Source organism: Heyndrickxia shackletonii, from assembly GCF_001420715.1.
GTDB lineage: Bacteria > Bacillota > Bacilli > Bacillales > Bacillaceae_C > Margalitia > Margalitia shackletonii.
Window position 1 is genome coordinate 3288114 of the sequence record NZ_LJJC01000004.1, and the last position, 14694, is coordinate 3302807.

At 35.5% G+C, this 14694-nt stretch carries 12 protein-coding genes and 1 pseudogene; 2 read left to right on the forward strand and 11 right to left on the reverse strand.

Annotated elements, in window-relative coordinates; all coding sequences use genetic code 11:
* Window positions 1-121: 121 nt before the first annotated feature.
* Together AN964_RS15775 and AN964_RS15780 are read right to left on the reverse strand one after the other, a co-directional pair.
* Window positions 122-3244, reverse strand: a complete 3123-nt coding sequence (locus AN964_RS15775) for an MMPL family transporter (protein WP_055740604.1) — start codon at window positions 3242-3244, stop codon at window positions 122-124.
* Window positions 3241-3699 (reverse strand): MarR family winged helix-turn-helix transcriptional regulator, encoded by a 459-nt coding sequence (locus AN964_RS15780; protein WP_055740605.1) that lies wholly within the window; start codon window positions 3697-3699, stop codon window positions 3241-3243. The genes AN964_RS15775 and AN964_RS15780 overlap by 4 nt, the downstream gene beginning before the upstream one ends.
* A 189-nt stretch (window positions 3700-3888) precedes the next feature.
* Between AN964_RS15780 and AN964_RS15785 the strand changes: the two genes are divergently transcribed.
* Window positions 3889-4350, forward strand: coding sequence for a YkyB family protein (locus AN964_RS15785; RefSeq protein WP_055740606.1), 462 nt, complete (start codon window positions 3889-3891; stop codon window positions 4348-4350).
* 166 nt (window positions 4351-4516) lie between these two features.
* On the opposite strand, the pseudogene AN964_RS15790 reads toward AN964_RS15785, so the two are convergent.
* Window positions 4517-4984: pseudogene (locus tag AN964_RS15790) on the reverse strand (chemotaxis protein CheW); the annotation flags it as partial.
* A 284-nt stretch (window positions 4985-5268) separates the two neighbouring features.
* Here AN964_RS15790 and AN964_RS15795 point away from each other — a divergent pair.
* Window positions 5269-6423 carry an aminotransferase A gene (locus AN964_RS15795; RefSeq protein ID WP_055740608.1) on the forward strand — a complete coding sequence of 385 codons (1155 nt, stop codon included), beginning with the start codon at window positions 5269-5271 and terminating at the stop codon, window positions 6421-6423.
* Window positions 6424-6667: 244 nt separating this feature from the next.
* Here the strand turns inward: AN964_RS15795 and AN964_RS15800 are convergent, their stop codons facing one another.
* From AN964_RS15800 to AN964_RS15835, 8 genes are all read right to left on the reverse strand, one after another.
* Window positions 6668-6847, reverse strand: a complete 180-nt coding sequence (locus tag AN964_RS15800; RefSeq protein WP_055740609.1) for a hypothetical protein — start codon at window positions 6845-6847, stop codon at window positions 6668-6670.
* A 55-nt stretch (window positions 6848-6902) separates the two neighbouring features.
* A complete protein-coding gene (locus AN964_RS15805) occupies window positions 6903-7775 on the reverse strand; it encodes an NAD(P)-dependent oxidoreductase (RefSeq protein WP_268888343.1) in 873 nt (290 codons plus the stop codon).
* Window positions 7776-7898: 123 nt separating this feature from the next.
* Window positions 7899-8684 carry an SDR family oxidoreductase gene (locus AN964_RS15810; protein WP_055740610.1) on the reverse strand — a complete coding sequence of 262 codons (786 nt, stop codon included), beginning with the start codon at window positions 8682-8684 and terminating at the stop codon, window positions 7899-7901.
* A gap of 255 nt (window positions 8685-8939) precedes the next feature.
* On the reverse strand, window positions 8940-10655 hold the full coding sequence (gene ptsP / locus AN964_RS15815; RefSeq protein ID WP_055740611.1) for a phosphoenolpyruvate--protein phosphotransferase: 1716 nt from the start codon (window positions 10653-10655) through the stop codon (window positions 8940-8942).
* Complete coding sequence (locus AN964_RS15820; RefSeq protein WP_055740612.1) at window positions 10655-10921, reverse strand: phosphocarrier protein HPr; 267 nt, start codon at window positions 10919-10921, stop codon at window positions 10655-10657. Before AN964_RS15820 ends, ptsP begins: the two co-directional genes overlap by 1 nt.
* Window positions 10922-11195: 274 nt before the next feature.
* Window positions 11196-12470, reverse strand: a complete 1275-nt coding sequence (locus tag AN964_RS15825) for a hypothetical protein (RefSeq protein WP_055740613.1) — start codon at window positions 12468-12470, stop codon at window positions 11196-11198.
* Window positions 12461-13621, reverse strand: coding sequence for a DUF58 domain-containing protein (locus AN964_RS15830; RefSeq protein ID WP_055740614.1), 1161 nt, complete (start codon window positions 13619-13621; stop codon window positions 12461-12463). The genes AN964_RS15825 and AN964_RS15830 overlap by 10 nt, the downstream gene beginning before the upstream one ends.
* A complete protein-coding gene (locus AN964_RS15835) occupies window positions 13618-14562 on the reverse strand; it encodes an AAA family ATPase (protein WP_055740615.1) in 945 nt (314 codons plus the stop codon). Before AN964_RS15835 ends, AN964_RS15830 begins: the two co-directional genes overlap by 4 nt.
* Window positions 14563-14694: the final 132 nt, after the last annotated feature.

Genomic DNA, 14694 nt, shown 5'->3' on the forward strand with positions numbered 1-14694 from the left:
CTATTTGCATCTAAAAACAACTCCAGTTTTTGTCGAAAAATAGCATATTTTCAACAAAAATGTCAGACTCATTCATTTTATAAGAGTCTGACATTAAAATAAAGAGATTATGAAAATTTTCCTATTTATTTCCCATAAATGGCCACCAATTTGTCTTACCAAGTGCTTTAACCATCACAGGAACAAACAGCGGTAGCACGATGAATGCATAAAATAACAATCCTGATAAGACTAGTGTGGCAATTTGTAATAAGGACATTACACCAGAAGGAAGCATTGCCGCAAATGTTCCTGCTAGTATAATCGCAGCTGAAATGATAACTGTCCCCATATTTTTCATCGCCATTAAAATTCCTTCTTTTACTTGTAGTTGACGATATTCTGAAAAACGATCCATAAGGAAAATAGAATAATCTATTCCTAACGCCATTAAAATAACAAATCCGAAAAATGGTACAGCCCAACTGATACCGGAGTATCCAAGCATATGGACAAATACCAATTCAGTCATGGCAATCGAAGAATAATAGGTTAGTAATAAAGAAATTATTAAGTAAATCGGCATGATGAGTGATCTTAAAAGGATAATTAAAATAATCCCTATTCCCGCCAGCATAAACATAACTGTTCTGCTGTAATCCGAGTTTGACATTTTATTCAAATCATGATTCATACTAGTAACACCGGATATTCCGATATGGGCATTTTCAAGCTTCGTACCCTTAAGCGAGGTTTTTAATGCCTGATTTATTCGATCAATCGTTTGCATTGCTTGGTTGGAATATGGATTTTGGTTTAGTACTAAATCAAAGCTTGTCATTTTTCCATCTTTTGAAATATATGTGTCTAATGCTTTCTGGTAATCCACATTGGTTAATAATTCATCCGGAATATATACACCAGATTTTTGTAAGTTACTATCGTTAGACATCTTATTCAAATAGTCACTAGCATCATCTAATCCTGATTGTATTTTCCCAAGACCATCTGTACTTTGATTTAAACCATTTGTGAGATTAGATAATTGCTCGCCAACGGATCCAAACCCTTTCTGCAACTGTTGTTGCCCATCTGCGATTTTTCCTAATCCATTTGATACATCAGGGAGTTTCTGGATGACTTGCGATTGTCCATCTGCCGCTTTTGACATACCTTTTTCTAATTGGTCTAATCCCGTTATAATGGAATTAAAGCTGTTTGCAAATTGACTAATTCCAGATAAAATACTACTTAAGCCTGTATTTGCTTGCTGAAAACCATTATTTACTGCTGATAAATTTTTATCTAGTTCTGTTAAAGCTCCGGCGCTTACACCAAGACTTTGTGCCGTACCTTGTACAGTTTGTTTGATAGCATTGTAGTCACCATCTTCTTTAAGCCCATTATATTTGGATTCAAGTTGGGTAAAATGGCTATTTAAATTCATCAAGCTCGCTTGAATGGAAGTTATCCCATTAGTTATTTGCTTATAATTTGATTCCAATTGCTGGACTCCTTGCTGCATCTTCTGATAGTTAGTCAGGAGTTCATTTACTCCCGCTTTTAATGCAAAGGCTTGTTTGCGGGCTTCCATAATTCCGGTCTTTAGTTCACCTGCTCCCGTCGATCCGCTGCGAATCCCTTTCTCTATTTGTTCAAGTGCAGTCTGTAAATCCGTGATTCCAGATTGTAATGATTTTGTTCCTGTCTGAAGATCACCAATTCCGGCTGTAGCACTCTTAAGTTTCGGTTCATTTTTACTTAAAGACTTTGCTGCGGTATTTAAGCCTGCTTTAATATCTCCGATTCCTTTATTTCCTTTGCCAATCCCTTCACTGATTGTACCTGCTTGATTTCTAACATAAAGCTCTTTCATAACATCCCCAACAGGACGTGTTGCACTGCGGACTTTTTCAATATGATCTACTTTAGATAAATCACCACTGACATTTTCAATTAATCCTAAATATTCCTTCGATTTCATCGATTCATCATTTTCAAGAACGACCGTAACTGGCATAATTTCACCAGATCCAAAGCCATTTGAAACGATATTAAATGCCTTAACAGATTCATAGTCATTGCCCAGCTCATCTAGAGAGTTAAAGGATAGCTTTCCATTGTAGCTTATTAATAACGGAATCGTAATAACAGCAACAATTCCCAATGCTATAATCGGTCGAGTAATAGCAAGATTCCCTGCCCATCCCCAAAGTTTACTTTCTGAATGAGAAATATTTCCTTTCAGCGGCCAAAAAATTACTTTGCGGAGTGTAGCCATAAAAAATGGAACCACTGTTAGTAGGGCCAGAAGAAGAAATACTACTCCCACAGCGACTGCTGATGCAGATTGGTAAAGCTTAAAGCTTGCAAAACCTATAGATGCAAATCCAATCATAACTGCAATCCCGCTAAATAAAACCGTTTTCCCGGCAGTTTTATATGTCGCAATAATTGCCGGCACCACTTCATTTCCCTTCGATAATTCCTCCTTAAAACGACTTAATAGGAGAATACAATAATCCGTTCCAATCCCAAATAATACTGCGACTAAAAAAATCTGCGTGAAATTCGATAACGGAAAATTCAGCTTATCTACTAAAAAGGCGACAACCGATTGGCTCACCAAATAAGTCAAACTGACGGTAATCAGAGGAATGATAGGAGCTACTACCGACCGGAAGACAAGGATTAAAACAATTAATATAAACGCTACGGTTATTAATTCTGTCTTTTTAAGCCCTTTTTGCGAGCTTATCACTACATCCTCATTGATTAGTCCATTTCCTGTCATCATCGTTTGGACATGCGGTGTAGCAATCGCATTGTCCAGTTTATCGCGGACACTGCTAATCTCTCTATTCTTTAACTCAACATCTAAAATAGCTAAAATGGTTTTTCCATCTTTTGAAACTAATTGATTTTTTAATTCCTCTTGGTCAAAATGGGTTGTAACGCTATTTACGCTAAGTTCCTTTTCTTTACTTTTTATTTTTTGAATAGTTTTATGAATATTTTCAATTTGATTAGAATCCAATTTTTTATTATCGTGAAAAACGACGATAAAGGATTCAGAGCCTTCCTTCTCACTTGTATGATGCTGTTTTATTTCAGAAGCAAGTCTGGAAGGATATCCATCCGGAACAGTAATCTGGCCTTTTTCACGGACAAGGTTCTCCATATTTGGAGCCTTCCATGTAAGAACAGCTGCCACCACAATCCAAAAGGCTAGTAGCAGCCATCTAAAACGGACAACAAATTTCATAGAGTATCTCCCTCCTTTGAATTTTGAATAATAGTGGATATTTTTTCATAGAGGTTAATAAATTCTTCTAAATCATCTGGATCTAATTCCTCTAAATAATGACTGACAAACTTTTCTATTTTTATTTCCACTTCTTCACAAACCTTTTTTCCTTCTTCTGTTGCAGTTATGTATATATTTCTACGGTCGTTTTGATCTCTTTCTCTCTTAATGAAACCTTTAGTTTCTAATTTATCCACTTTAGAAGTTATAGCGCTTTTATTTACATTTAATTGTTCCGATAATTCAGCAGCGCGAAGTGGACCTTGAAAATAAATAATTCTCAGCATTGAATACTGTTCTAATGACAATTCTTTCAACACGTTTTCTGAAATTAGGGAAGAAATTCGTTTTGTAGCAAATAAATAGACGTCTTCGTATCTTTTTATTAATAGCTTTATTTTTTCACGTTCCAATAATAGTTCACCCCCTAAACTGTTAACAACATAACTATAAGGAGTATTTTTTTGTCCTGTCAATAACTTGATAAAATTGACACAAAATATACATGTTTTTTGAGACAGCCTTTCCAATCTTATGAATTAGTAGTATAATAAAGTCAATCAATTTCAAAATTATTTAACAATGGAAAGGAGTTCGTTTTTTTGAATTCACACTCTTCCGCTCCGTTACCACCTTCTATATTAAACCTCTCATATGCTATTTTCACTGTGAACCGGCATGCCAAAACTGCCACTAACCCAAAGTTTTTATATAAATTAAAAAGAGAAGCAATTGAGAAAATGGTGCAAGAAGGAAAGGCTAAAAAGATTGGACTTCACTTTTCTGACAATCCGAAATATAGTCAGCAGCAATCGGATGTTCTTGTACAATGCGGAGAATATTCTTTTCATATCCCCCCAACAAAACAAGATTTCGAAATGCTTCCTCATCTAGGAAAATTAGATCGTTATACGAGAAATCCTAAATGTCACATGCCATTAAATCAGGCAAAGCAAATATTGCAGACATATACTGGGTTAAAGGAAAAAAGTAATACCCGTTCCAACAGCCGTAAACCGCGGCCTCAAAGACCTATTTTCAAAAAACTTGGAGACAGTTATTAATATCATTACGACTAATAAAGCATTTGTAACTAACATAACAAATGCACACGCGCTGGCGCTATAGGTCCAGCTTTTGTTAAAAGGTGTTTTCACAAGATTAAATTTTATCATTTCTTAAAAGCAGAAAAGAAGAGCACTAAAAGCTCTTCTTTTCATTTTAATTGATCGAGATTGGATTCATTTCTGAAATAATGCTTTCAAAATCAAGCATTAAAATCATCTCGTTTTCTTTTTTTATGATGCCAATTACTTGTTGCCGCTCACTTGCATACATATCAGATGGCTTCTCCACTTGCTGCTTCGAAATTCGATGGATTTGACTTACCTCATGAACATGAAAAACCACTTTCATTTGGTTAAACTCTGAAACAATATATTTCTCCTTTGACCTATCTTCACTGTTATCAAAATTTAATACTTTTGCTAAATCAATAACCGGCAAAACTTCTCCCCGTAACTGGACAATTCCTTCCATATACGGGTGTGCGTGAGGTATAAAGGTAACGGGCAGAGGCTGAATAATTTCCTTTACTTTTATCACATCGATGCCAAATTTATTATTTTGCAATTGAAATTCGATAATTTCTAATTCTTTTGAACCACTCTCTAATGGGATATCCTTTTCTATTGTCATATAGCAACTTCCCTTCCAATCTATCATAATGTAAATATAACACGAAAAATTGCCGAAGTGTTCTATCGTTATGAAATTTCTAAATAGAAGAAAAGAGAGTATTATTGAATCAAAAATGATAAGAAAATCGGTGAATAAGTGGTAATATAAAAGAAAGCGAAATGCGCCTGTCCAACTACGTATAAACTTTAGGGCTTCGACTGAGATAAACGAAACACGGTGAGTCGATAGGCGATAGAGCTGGACACCATTTAGAAAGATAACATGGGAAGGATGACTTATTAGTGGAGCACTTACTAAATAAAAGAGTTTTAGATATAGAAATATCCGGAATTCGGAAATTCTCCAATATGGTTAGTGGTGTGGAAAATATGATTTCCTTTACCATCGGACAACCTGATTTCCCAACTCCCACGCATGTAAAGAATGCAGGCATTGCTGCAATTGAAAACGATTTTACAATATATACCCATAATGCTGGCTATATAGAATTACGGAAAGCCGCCAGTGATTTTGTGAAACAAAAATATAACTTACAGTATGATGCTGAAAAAGAAGTAATTGTAACAGTTGGTGCAAGTGAAGCAATAGATGTTTCATTAAGAACGATATTAACAGAAGGCAGCGAAGTAATCTTACCAGGTCCCATTTATCCGGGATATGAGCCTATCATAAGGATAGCTGGGGGAATTCCAGTTCATGTGGATACAAGGGATTCCCATTTTAAACTGACGGCTGAAAAAATAGCTCCTTATTTAACAGATAAAACAAGATGTATCATTTTACCGTATCCATCGAATCCAACAGGCGTCAGCTTAACGGAAAAGGAATTAAAGGATATAGCTAGGCTTCTTAAAGGAAGAAATATATTTGTAATTGCTGATGAAATTTATAGTGAATTAGTATATGAAAATAAGCATTATTCCATCGCAAACGATCTTAGGGAGCAAACAATTGTCATTAATGGATTATCCAAATCACATTCGATGACAGGCTGGAGGATAGGTTTCTTATTTGCTCCCGAAAATATTGCAAAACATATTATAAAGGTACATCAATACAATGTTTCGTGTGTATCTTCCATTTCGCAAATGGCTGCTATAGAAGCACTTACTAAAGGTTATAATGATGCAGAACCAATGCGCGAGGAATATATAAAAAGGCGAGATTACGTTTGTGAGAGATTAACGAAGATGGGATTGGAATATGTTAAACCGGATGGCGCCTTTTACTTTTTCGTAAAAATCCCTCATGAGCTGGAATTGTCTTCTTTCGATTTTGCTGTTGAATTGGCGTATAAAAACAAGATTGCAGTTGTTCCCGGCAGTGCTTTTTCTATCTATGGAGAAGGTTTTTTCAGACTTTCCTACGCATGCTCTATGGAAAAACTCGAGGAAGGATTAAATCGAATGGAGAAGTACTTGGTGAATAAAAGCTAAAAAAGTGTCCAATGGACACTTTTTTTATTACGTCTAGCTCCAGCGTCTATCGTCTAGCGGATTTCTCCGTCTCCTCCCTACGATAAGTCAACATCAGGTAAAATTACACTTCAAATTTTACTCGGTGAAAATGGTAGTTCAATATTCAATAGCTCGTGAACTACCTCACTGTGTTTCCTTTATCTCGAGGTGAGCGACTACGAAATCCGTACACCGATGAGCAAGGCGTTTTGCGCATTTGTTCTTATTGACCTTTGTATTTACCGTTATTTTTGGGAGCTTTTTCTTTCTTCGCTTTATCCTTATGAATTTTATTCGTTGCAGCACTTCCCATTTCATGGGCAAATTCCTCATTTAATACAGAAGAATCAAATCCTTTTTTATTTTTTTGATCAGCATCGTTTTTCTTTGTTCGCTTCGCCACGAAGAGTTCCTCCTAACTTACATAGTCATATCTATTGTTAGGAGTACGTAAGATTTTATTCAAACTGATTCCAATATTTTATTAATGCCTGTGTACCACTGTTCTCCTCGCCTTGTTCAGCTAATTCTTCATACATTTGTTTCGCTAATGCAAGACCAGGCAAAGGTAAATTCATTTTTTCCGCTTCTTCAAGTGCAATTTTCATATCTTTGATAAAATGTTTGATAAAAAATCCCGGTGAATAGTCACCCGTAAGAATTCTTGGAACATAGTTGCTGAGGGACCAGCTTCCTGCCGCACCAGCACTAATCGATTTTAAAACAGTTTCCGGATCTAATCCTGCTCTCTTGGCATAAACTAATGCTTCACATACCCCAATCATATTGGTAGCAATGGCAATTTGATTACACATTTTCGTATGCTGGCCACTGCCTGCCGGACCTTGATATACGATGTTTTGCCCAAAGCAAGATAATATCGGAAGAATGGTATTGAATGTTTGCTCTTCCCCTCCGACCATGATGGTCAATGTACCATTTTTTGCACCAATATCTCCACCAGAAACTGGTGCGTCTATCGTTTGGATACCTTTCTTTTTACCTTCTTCATATATTCTGATCGCAAGTGTCGGCGTAGAGGTGGTCATATCGATAAAAATACTATTTTCTTTCCCATTAGAAAGCAACCCATCATTCCCAAAATATACTTCCTCTACATCATATGGATAGCCGACAATTGTTAAAACAACATCAGCATTCTGTGCTACCTCTTTAGGACTGTCACACCATACAGCACCTTTTTCTATCAAATCCATAGCTTTTTCTTTCGTACGATTATATATATAAACCGGATAATTACTCTTAATCAAATGCTGAACCATACTTTTCCCCATAACACCTGTTCCGATAAATCCAATTGTTTTTTCCAAAGGGGTCCTCTCCTTTTCTATTGGCAATGTTAAATAAAACTTTTCATGATTCTTGGGTGTGAACTATCTTTTATTGACATTTAAAAGACACTTTGCTTCTTTTCCTATGTGTGCGGGCCGTATTTAAATTGCCTTAATTTTTCCGCCGTCTACAAGGAAACTGCTTCCGGTCATATAGGTGTTGGCATCCGATACTAGGAAAGTAACAACATTAGCGAATTCTTCCGGCCGTCCATATCTTTGTAATGGTATAGTTTTCTTCTCAAGGTTTTCAATTTCCTCACGTGAATAACCTGTCTTGGAAGCATTTACTTCATCCAAATGCTTCACACGGTCTGTTGCAATTCTTCCGGGACCAACAGTGTTAATTAAGATATTGAATGGTGCTAATTCAGAGGCTAACGTTTTTGACAATCCGACAATACCGGTTCTAAAGGTATTTGAAAGAATCAAACCTGGAATTGGTTCTTTTATGGAAGAGGATGCGATATTAATAATTTTTCCGCCATTCACTTTTAATAATGGTAATGCTTCACGAATAACTCTTATGTAAGATAAAAGGTTAAGTTCAAATGCGTTTTGCCAATGCTCATCAGTCATTTCTTCGAAACTGCCTGCAGGTGGTCCTCCGGCATTATTGATTAAAATATCTAACCGGCCGAATTCTGCTTTCGTCTTTTCCACCATGTTTCTTATATCCTCAGGATTAGTAATATCACAGCGAATATGACTTACTTTTCCTTTTTCGAGTCCTGCTAATTCATACTCAACACTTTCCAACTGTTCTTCATTCCGGCTGGCTAGCATTACATTTACCCCTTCATTTACCAATGAAGCAGCAATTGCTTTTCCCAAACCTTGACTTGAAGCTACCACAAGTGCGGTTTTCCCATTTAAGCCAAATTCCATTTTATAGCCTCCTTAAAATAGTTTTTCACGACTTCATTATAAATGAACCACTAATAAGGTTTCATTATAAATGCTCCTAAAATAAAAAAAACCGGATGAAATCATCCGGAAAAATAAAGGGGGAAAAATAGGAAAGAAATGGTTAACCCAAGTTTGTAACAGTTTTCCCATTCAACTATCCACAAATACTTGAGAATACTTATCTATTCCACCTTTCTCCCCAATTTAAACCTAATCAATATTACAGTTTTATGACTATAGAGTTGCTTTCTTTACAGCTTCAATTACTTCTTCCGTTGTTTGAAGCTGAAGAACCTGCTCAGCAAGCTTTTCCATTTCTGCCTTGGAAAGATTTTTGATTTGTGCTCTTGCTTTGAGAATAGAAGAAGCACTCATAGAGAACTCATCTAAACCAAGACCAAGTAAAATTGGAATTGCTAGCTCATCCCCAGCCATTTCACCGCACATGCCTGTCCATTTTCCTTCTTTATGAGAGGCATCTATTACCATTTTCACTAATCGTAATATTGCAGGATTGTATGGTTGATATAAATAAGATACTCGCTCATTCATACGGTCAGCAGCCATTGTATATTGGATCAAATCGTTTGTTCCAATACTAAAGAAATCAACCTCTTTAGCGAATTGGTCAGCTATTACCGCAGTTGAAGGGATTTCGACCATAATTCCAAGCTCAATATTATCAGAAACATTGACGCCATTACTTACTAACTTATCTTTTTCTTCTAATAATATTTGTTTGGCTTGTCGGAACTCATTCAAGGTTGAAATCATCGGGAACATGATTTTTAAATTTCCGTAAACACTTGCACGAAGTAATGCACGTAGTTGTGTACGGAACATATCCTGTTCTTCAAGGCATAATCTTATCGCACGGAAACCTAGAAATGGATTCATTTCCTCTGGAAGATTTAAATATGGAAGCTTTTTGTCGCCGCCAATATCGAGAGTACGAACAACGACAGGCTTTCCATTCATTCCTTCTAAAACAGCTTTATAGGATTCAAACTGTTCATCCTCAGAAGGAAGCTGATCTCTTCCCATATACAAAAATTCTGTACGATAAAGACCGATTGCTTCGCCGCCATTGTCCAATACACCTTTTAAATCATTAGGTGTACCAATATTTGCACCAAGTTCTACATGATGACCATCTTTAGAAACGGTCTTTTCATTCATAAGCTTTGCCCATTCGGCTTTTTGCTTTTCGTAACTTTCTTGCACTTTCTTATATTGGTCAACAATTTCTGGAGTAGGATTAATATGTACTTCCCCATTTAGTCCATCGACAATGATTAAGTCGCCATTTTGAATGTCCTCTGTAGCTGATTTCGTACCAACTACTGCAGGTATTTCAAGGGATCTTGCCATGATAGCAGAATGCGATGTTCTTCCACCAATATTAGTAGTGAAGCCTTTTACGAAATTTCGGTTCAATTGGGCTGTATCAGAAGGTGTTAAATCCTCTGCCACAACAATTACTTCCTCTGAAATTAAGCTTGGATTAGGAATTTTCACTCCTAATAAATGAGATAGCACACGCTTCGTTACATCACGAATATCAGCAGCGCGTTCTCTCATGTATTCATTATCCATTTGTTCAAACATAGTAATGAACATATCTGTTGTCTCTTTTAAAGAGCTTTCAGCATTGAGTTTATTGTTTTTAATATTATCTTCGATGGGTGTGATAAGTTCTGGATCGTTTAAAACCAAAAGATGCGCATCAAAAATAGCAGCTTTATCCGCTCCTAATTCAGACCCTGCACGCTCACGAATAACTTCCAATTCGGATTTAGCAGCAGACATAGCTGCTTGAAAGCGGGCAATTTCCTCGTCTGCATTTTCAATGGTTTTCTTAGAAAATGACAGATCAGGCTCTACCAAGCGATATGCTTTTGCAATCGCAATACCGTTTGATGCCGCAATCCCTTTTAAAATGGTTGACATTACTCAGCTAAACCTTCTTTTTTCAATAGATCTTCAAGGGCATTTAATGCATCTTGCTCATCGCTGCCAGTTGCGCTTATGTTGATTTGTGCATCCTTACCGATACCTAAAGACATTACACCCATAATTGATTTAAGATTTACTTGTTTACCGTTATATCCAAGTTGAATTTCAGAATCAAATTTGCTCGCTGTTTGTACTAATAGTGTTGCTGGACGAGCATGAATTCCTGTTGCATCTACTACTTTAAATTGTTTTTCTACCATTTGAATTTCTCCTTTACATTAATAATAAATTAAAGTGTCTACTATATAAAAAATAATCCACCTTGCTTTTTTCGTCAATTATTTAGCAACGAAATAACATTAAAGCAAGATTCTGCATTCACTAAATATTCTCTCAGCTTTTTAAAAAACTGATTAAATCATTTTTAGAGCACACAATTAAAAGAATATCATCCACCATGTTAGAATTCAATCCTGTTGCTTAAGGTTAATATTTCCTGCCCCTAATAAGTTATGAATAATCTAATGAAAAAATTTATTTTTTCTGGAACTCTTTCATCCTATTTTTTATTTTTTCCATTTCAAGAGCAAATTGCTCTATATCCTCCTCTGTAACCTGAATGGAACCATATCGAACACTTTCATATATGAATACCCATTTTTCAGAGACCTGTATATTTAGTCGATTTAACCAATCTCTTACAGATTCAGCTCCACGTCTTTTCGATTTGTGCTTAGCTGAGAAATGCTCCAATTGACGGACAAATTTTCGGATTTTCTGGTTGGATTTTGAGTAATAGTTTGCATGATTGTCTTTTTTATTTTGATTATCAATTAGCTTGTGAAAAATACTTTGCTTCATCTCATTTCCCACATTCGCAGTTTTGGATTTCCTTTTCTTAAAATGCAAAATTAGCGAAATGATGATGATAACTACAATTACAATCCCTATTATAATATAAATTTTCTCATTGTCGTTTTTTTGTAGTCTACGAAAATTATCCAAATAATTTCCTTTTTGTATTCTGAGCTTCATCTGTTCTTTCGCAGACTCCATCATACGGTTATTGTACTCTTCATTCTTCTTTTCCATGAAATTACTTAAGAAACTTATCAGTGGGCTTAAAAGTGTCACAATAAACCAAAAAATTTTGTCAAAAATAACGGATAGTCCATTTTTAATAACACTTGCTATTAAGGTAACCGCTGTTGATATGACAATAGGAGTAATGATGAGAAAACTACTAAAAGCAGCTATTGTTTTTTTTGAAATAGATGAACTTTGAATATATCTTTTAAAAAAAGTCCCATATGAATACAAGAATATTTGAAGCACCGGAAAAATTATCAATAAATTTCTCGATTTCATACCCGATATAAACCCTACAAAATACAAGAAAATAAAAATTAAAATCGTAGCCAGTAAACGACTGCTTAGGATATTTTCGGAGTCCTCATCACCATCTTCTATAAATAAAACCTTAAGTCTCCAAAGGGAAAAGATAAACAATAGAAACATTTCGAAAATAGGAATGTCCCCTAACCATGTACAAATAATGATGATTGGTATGGAACAAAAATAGAAAGCTTTCGAAAACCGTTCTATTTCCCCCTGGGAAAATAACAAAGTAGTAAGCGATACCAAAAATAATATCCCTAAAAGACTCCAACTTATAGATCCTTTCCCATTTATATATGGAATGGCATATTGAACAAGTGCGAAAATAATCGCGTCACTAAGAAACAGCCTTTGTACTTCAAATATTTTCAAAAAGTTCATTTGAATATTAGCACTCGATTTTACTTCCATAGTTCCATTGCCCCTTGATTCTCAATTGATTTCACAGAAAAAACCAGTGAACCTTTTTTTCCAAATCCTATAAGGGATGCATAACCAGAAGGCTCGATATCACCAATATGAATAACATATGGATAGGAAATCCCCTTCCCGCAAATATCCTTGATCATTAAATGATATGGAATGGTAAAGGAAGCAACAGATAAATGGGCTAATAAGTCAAATGCTTTTTGACGATGACCTCTGCCTTCTCCCTCATTTAAAAAATAATACAAAGATTTCCCAAAGGTTGTTACATTTATCGCCAATGCAAATGGGATATTTTCTCTCACTGCATAATCAATGAGATATGCACAATGACTTATACTTGCCTCCAAATCTGTCTTTTTTCCATCTACATTTAATAGCAGCAACCAAGTTCTAGCTCCAATAGGTGAAAAAACCTTTGTTTGCAATTTCTGTGTTCGGGCACTTGCCTTCCAATGAATATATTGAAAAGGATCTCCCTTTTGGTACTCCTTTGTCCCAATAGGCTGCAAAGGATCAAAAAAGATGGATGTTTGATTATGTTGACTTCCCTGTAAAAAATTATATTCTTTGTTAGAAGTATGGACTGTCTTTCTATTGGGAAATACTAGCTTTTTTACTCCTAACATTTTTTTATTTTGAAGAATCACTAATCCTGTCCCAAACAAATGCGGAATTTTCACTTCAATACCATGGATTCTAGAAACCCCTCTTCTTACTGCTTTCACTGGAATGATAACGTCCACTTGTTCATTTCTCCAAGCCTTAAAAGGGATATTGACCTCCACAATAGAACGAACATCAATAAAAGGATGATTTACTGGTTGCACCTTATTTGTAAAGCTAATTCGCAGATTCCCCTTTAAAATCGGCAATCCTTTATTTACGAGGGTAAATTTCCATTCATCTGTGTCTTCAACATTTAACCTGACAGTAGACCTATCGCTTTGTAATATTAAGTTGTTTCCCACTAGTTTTAAGTACAAATAATTTCCTAACGACATAAAACAACCAAAAATAAACAAAAATAAGATTGTGGTTGAACCGAAGATAAACGAAAGAATAGCAAATAGGATCATTAATTGTCCTATGATTAGAACATTTTTTTCCTGGATAATCTCTTTTTCCCAAATCATTTGATATACTCCATTTCAACCGGGGCTGAAACAGAGTTAATTACATCGGCTAGTATTTCATCCACGGTCTTTGTTAATGATGCCTCGATTGTAAGATGGAGCCTGTGTTTGATAATATTTGGCGCAACCGCTTTTACATCATCCGGTGTGACAAAATTTCTGCCATTAATAAAAGCATATCCTTGGCTTGCTCTTAGTAAGGCAAGACTTGCTCTTGGACTCATTCCAAATTCTATAGACGAATGTTCTCTTGTTTCTTTGGCAATTAAAATTATATATTTCTCAATATCCTCGTGAACTTGTACATTTTTAACCTCTTTTTGCAAATGGCGTAATTGCTCAGGCTGCAATACGGACATAAGTCTTCCTAAACCACTATCCGCAGCATGCTTTCTTAGAATTTCTCGTTCTTCTTCGAAAGAAGGAAAATCAATGGACAGTTTCATAAAAAATCGATCGAGTTGTGCAGCTGGCAATGGAAAGGTTCCTTGCTGCGATTCTACAGGATTTTGCGTGGCGATGACCATAAAAGGCTCAGAAATTGATAATGTTTCTCCATCAATCGTAACTTGCCTTTCCTCCATGGCCTCGAGTAAGCTCGATTGGGTTCTTGGGGTTGCACGGTTAATTTCATCTGCAAGTAAAATATTAGTCATAACAGGTCCTGGCTTTAGCTCAAATTCCTGAGATTTTGGATTAAAAAAATGAATTCCGGTTACATCAGTTGGTAAAACATCTGGAGTAAATTGGATTCGTTTAAATTCAACATTTAAACAACTGGCGAATGCTTTAGCCAATAATGTTTTTCCTGTTCCCGGAACACTTTCCAGCAAAATATGCCCACCTTGTAATAATGCAACGATCATCATATCAACCTCTTTATCTCTCCCAATGATGACCTTTGCAATTTCACTTTTTAAGTTTACTATGTATTCCTTCAAATCATTTCCCCCTTTTTTGTAATTAAAATGTAATTAAAATATAACAAATAAAACAAAAATTGTCATCTTTTTGAATATTTAAATACGATGAATAAAATACTTTTGTACTAAAATAACTTGAAATTTTCTAAT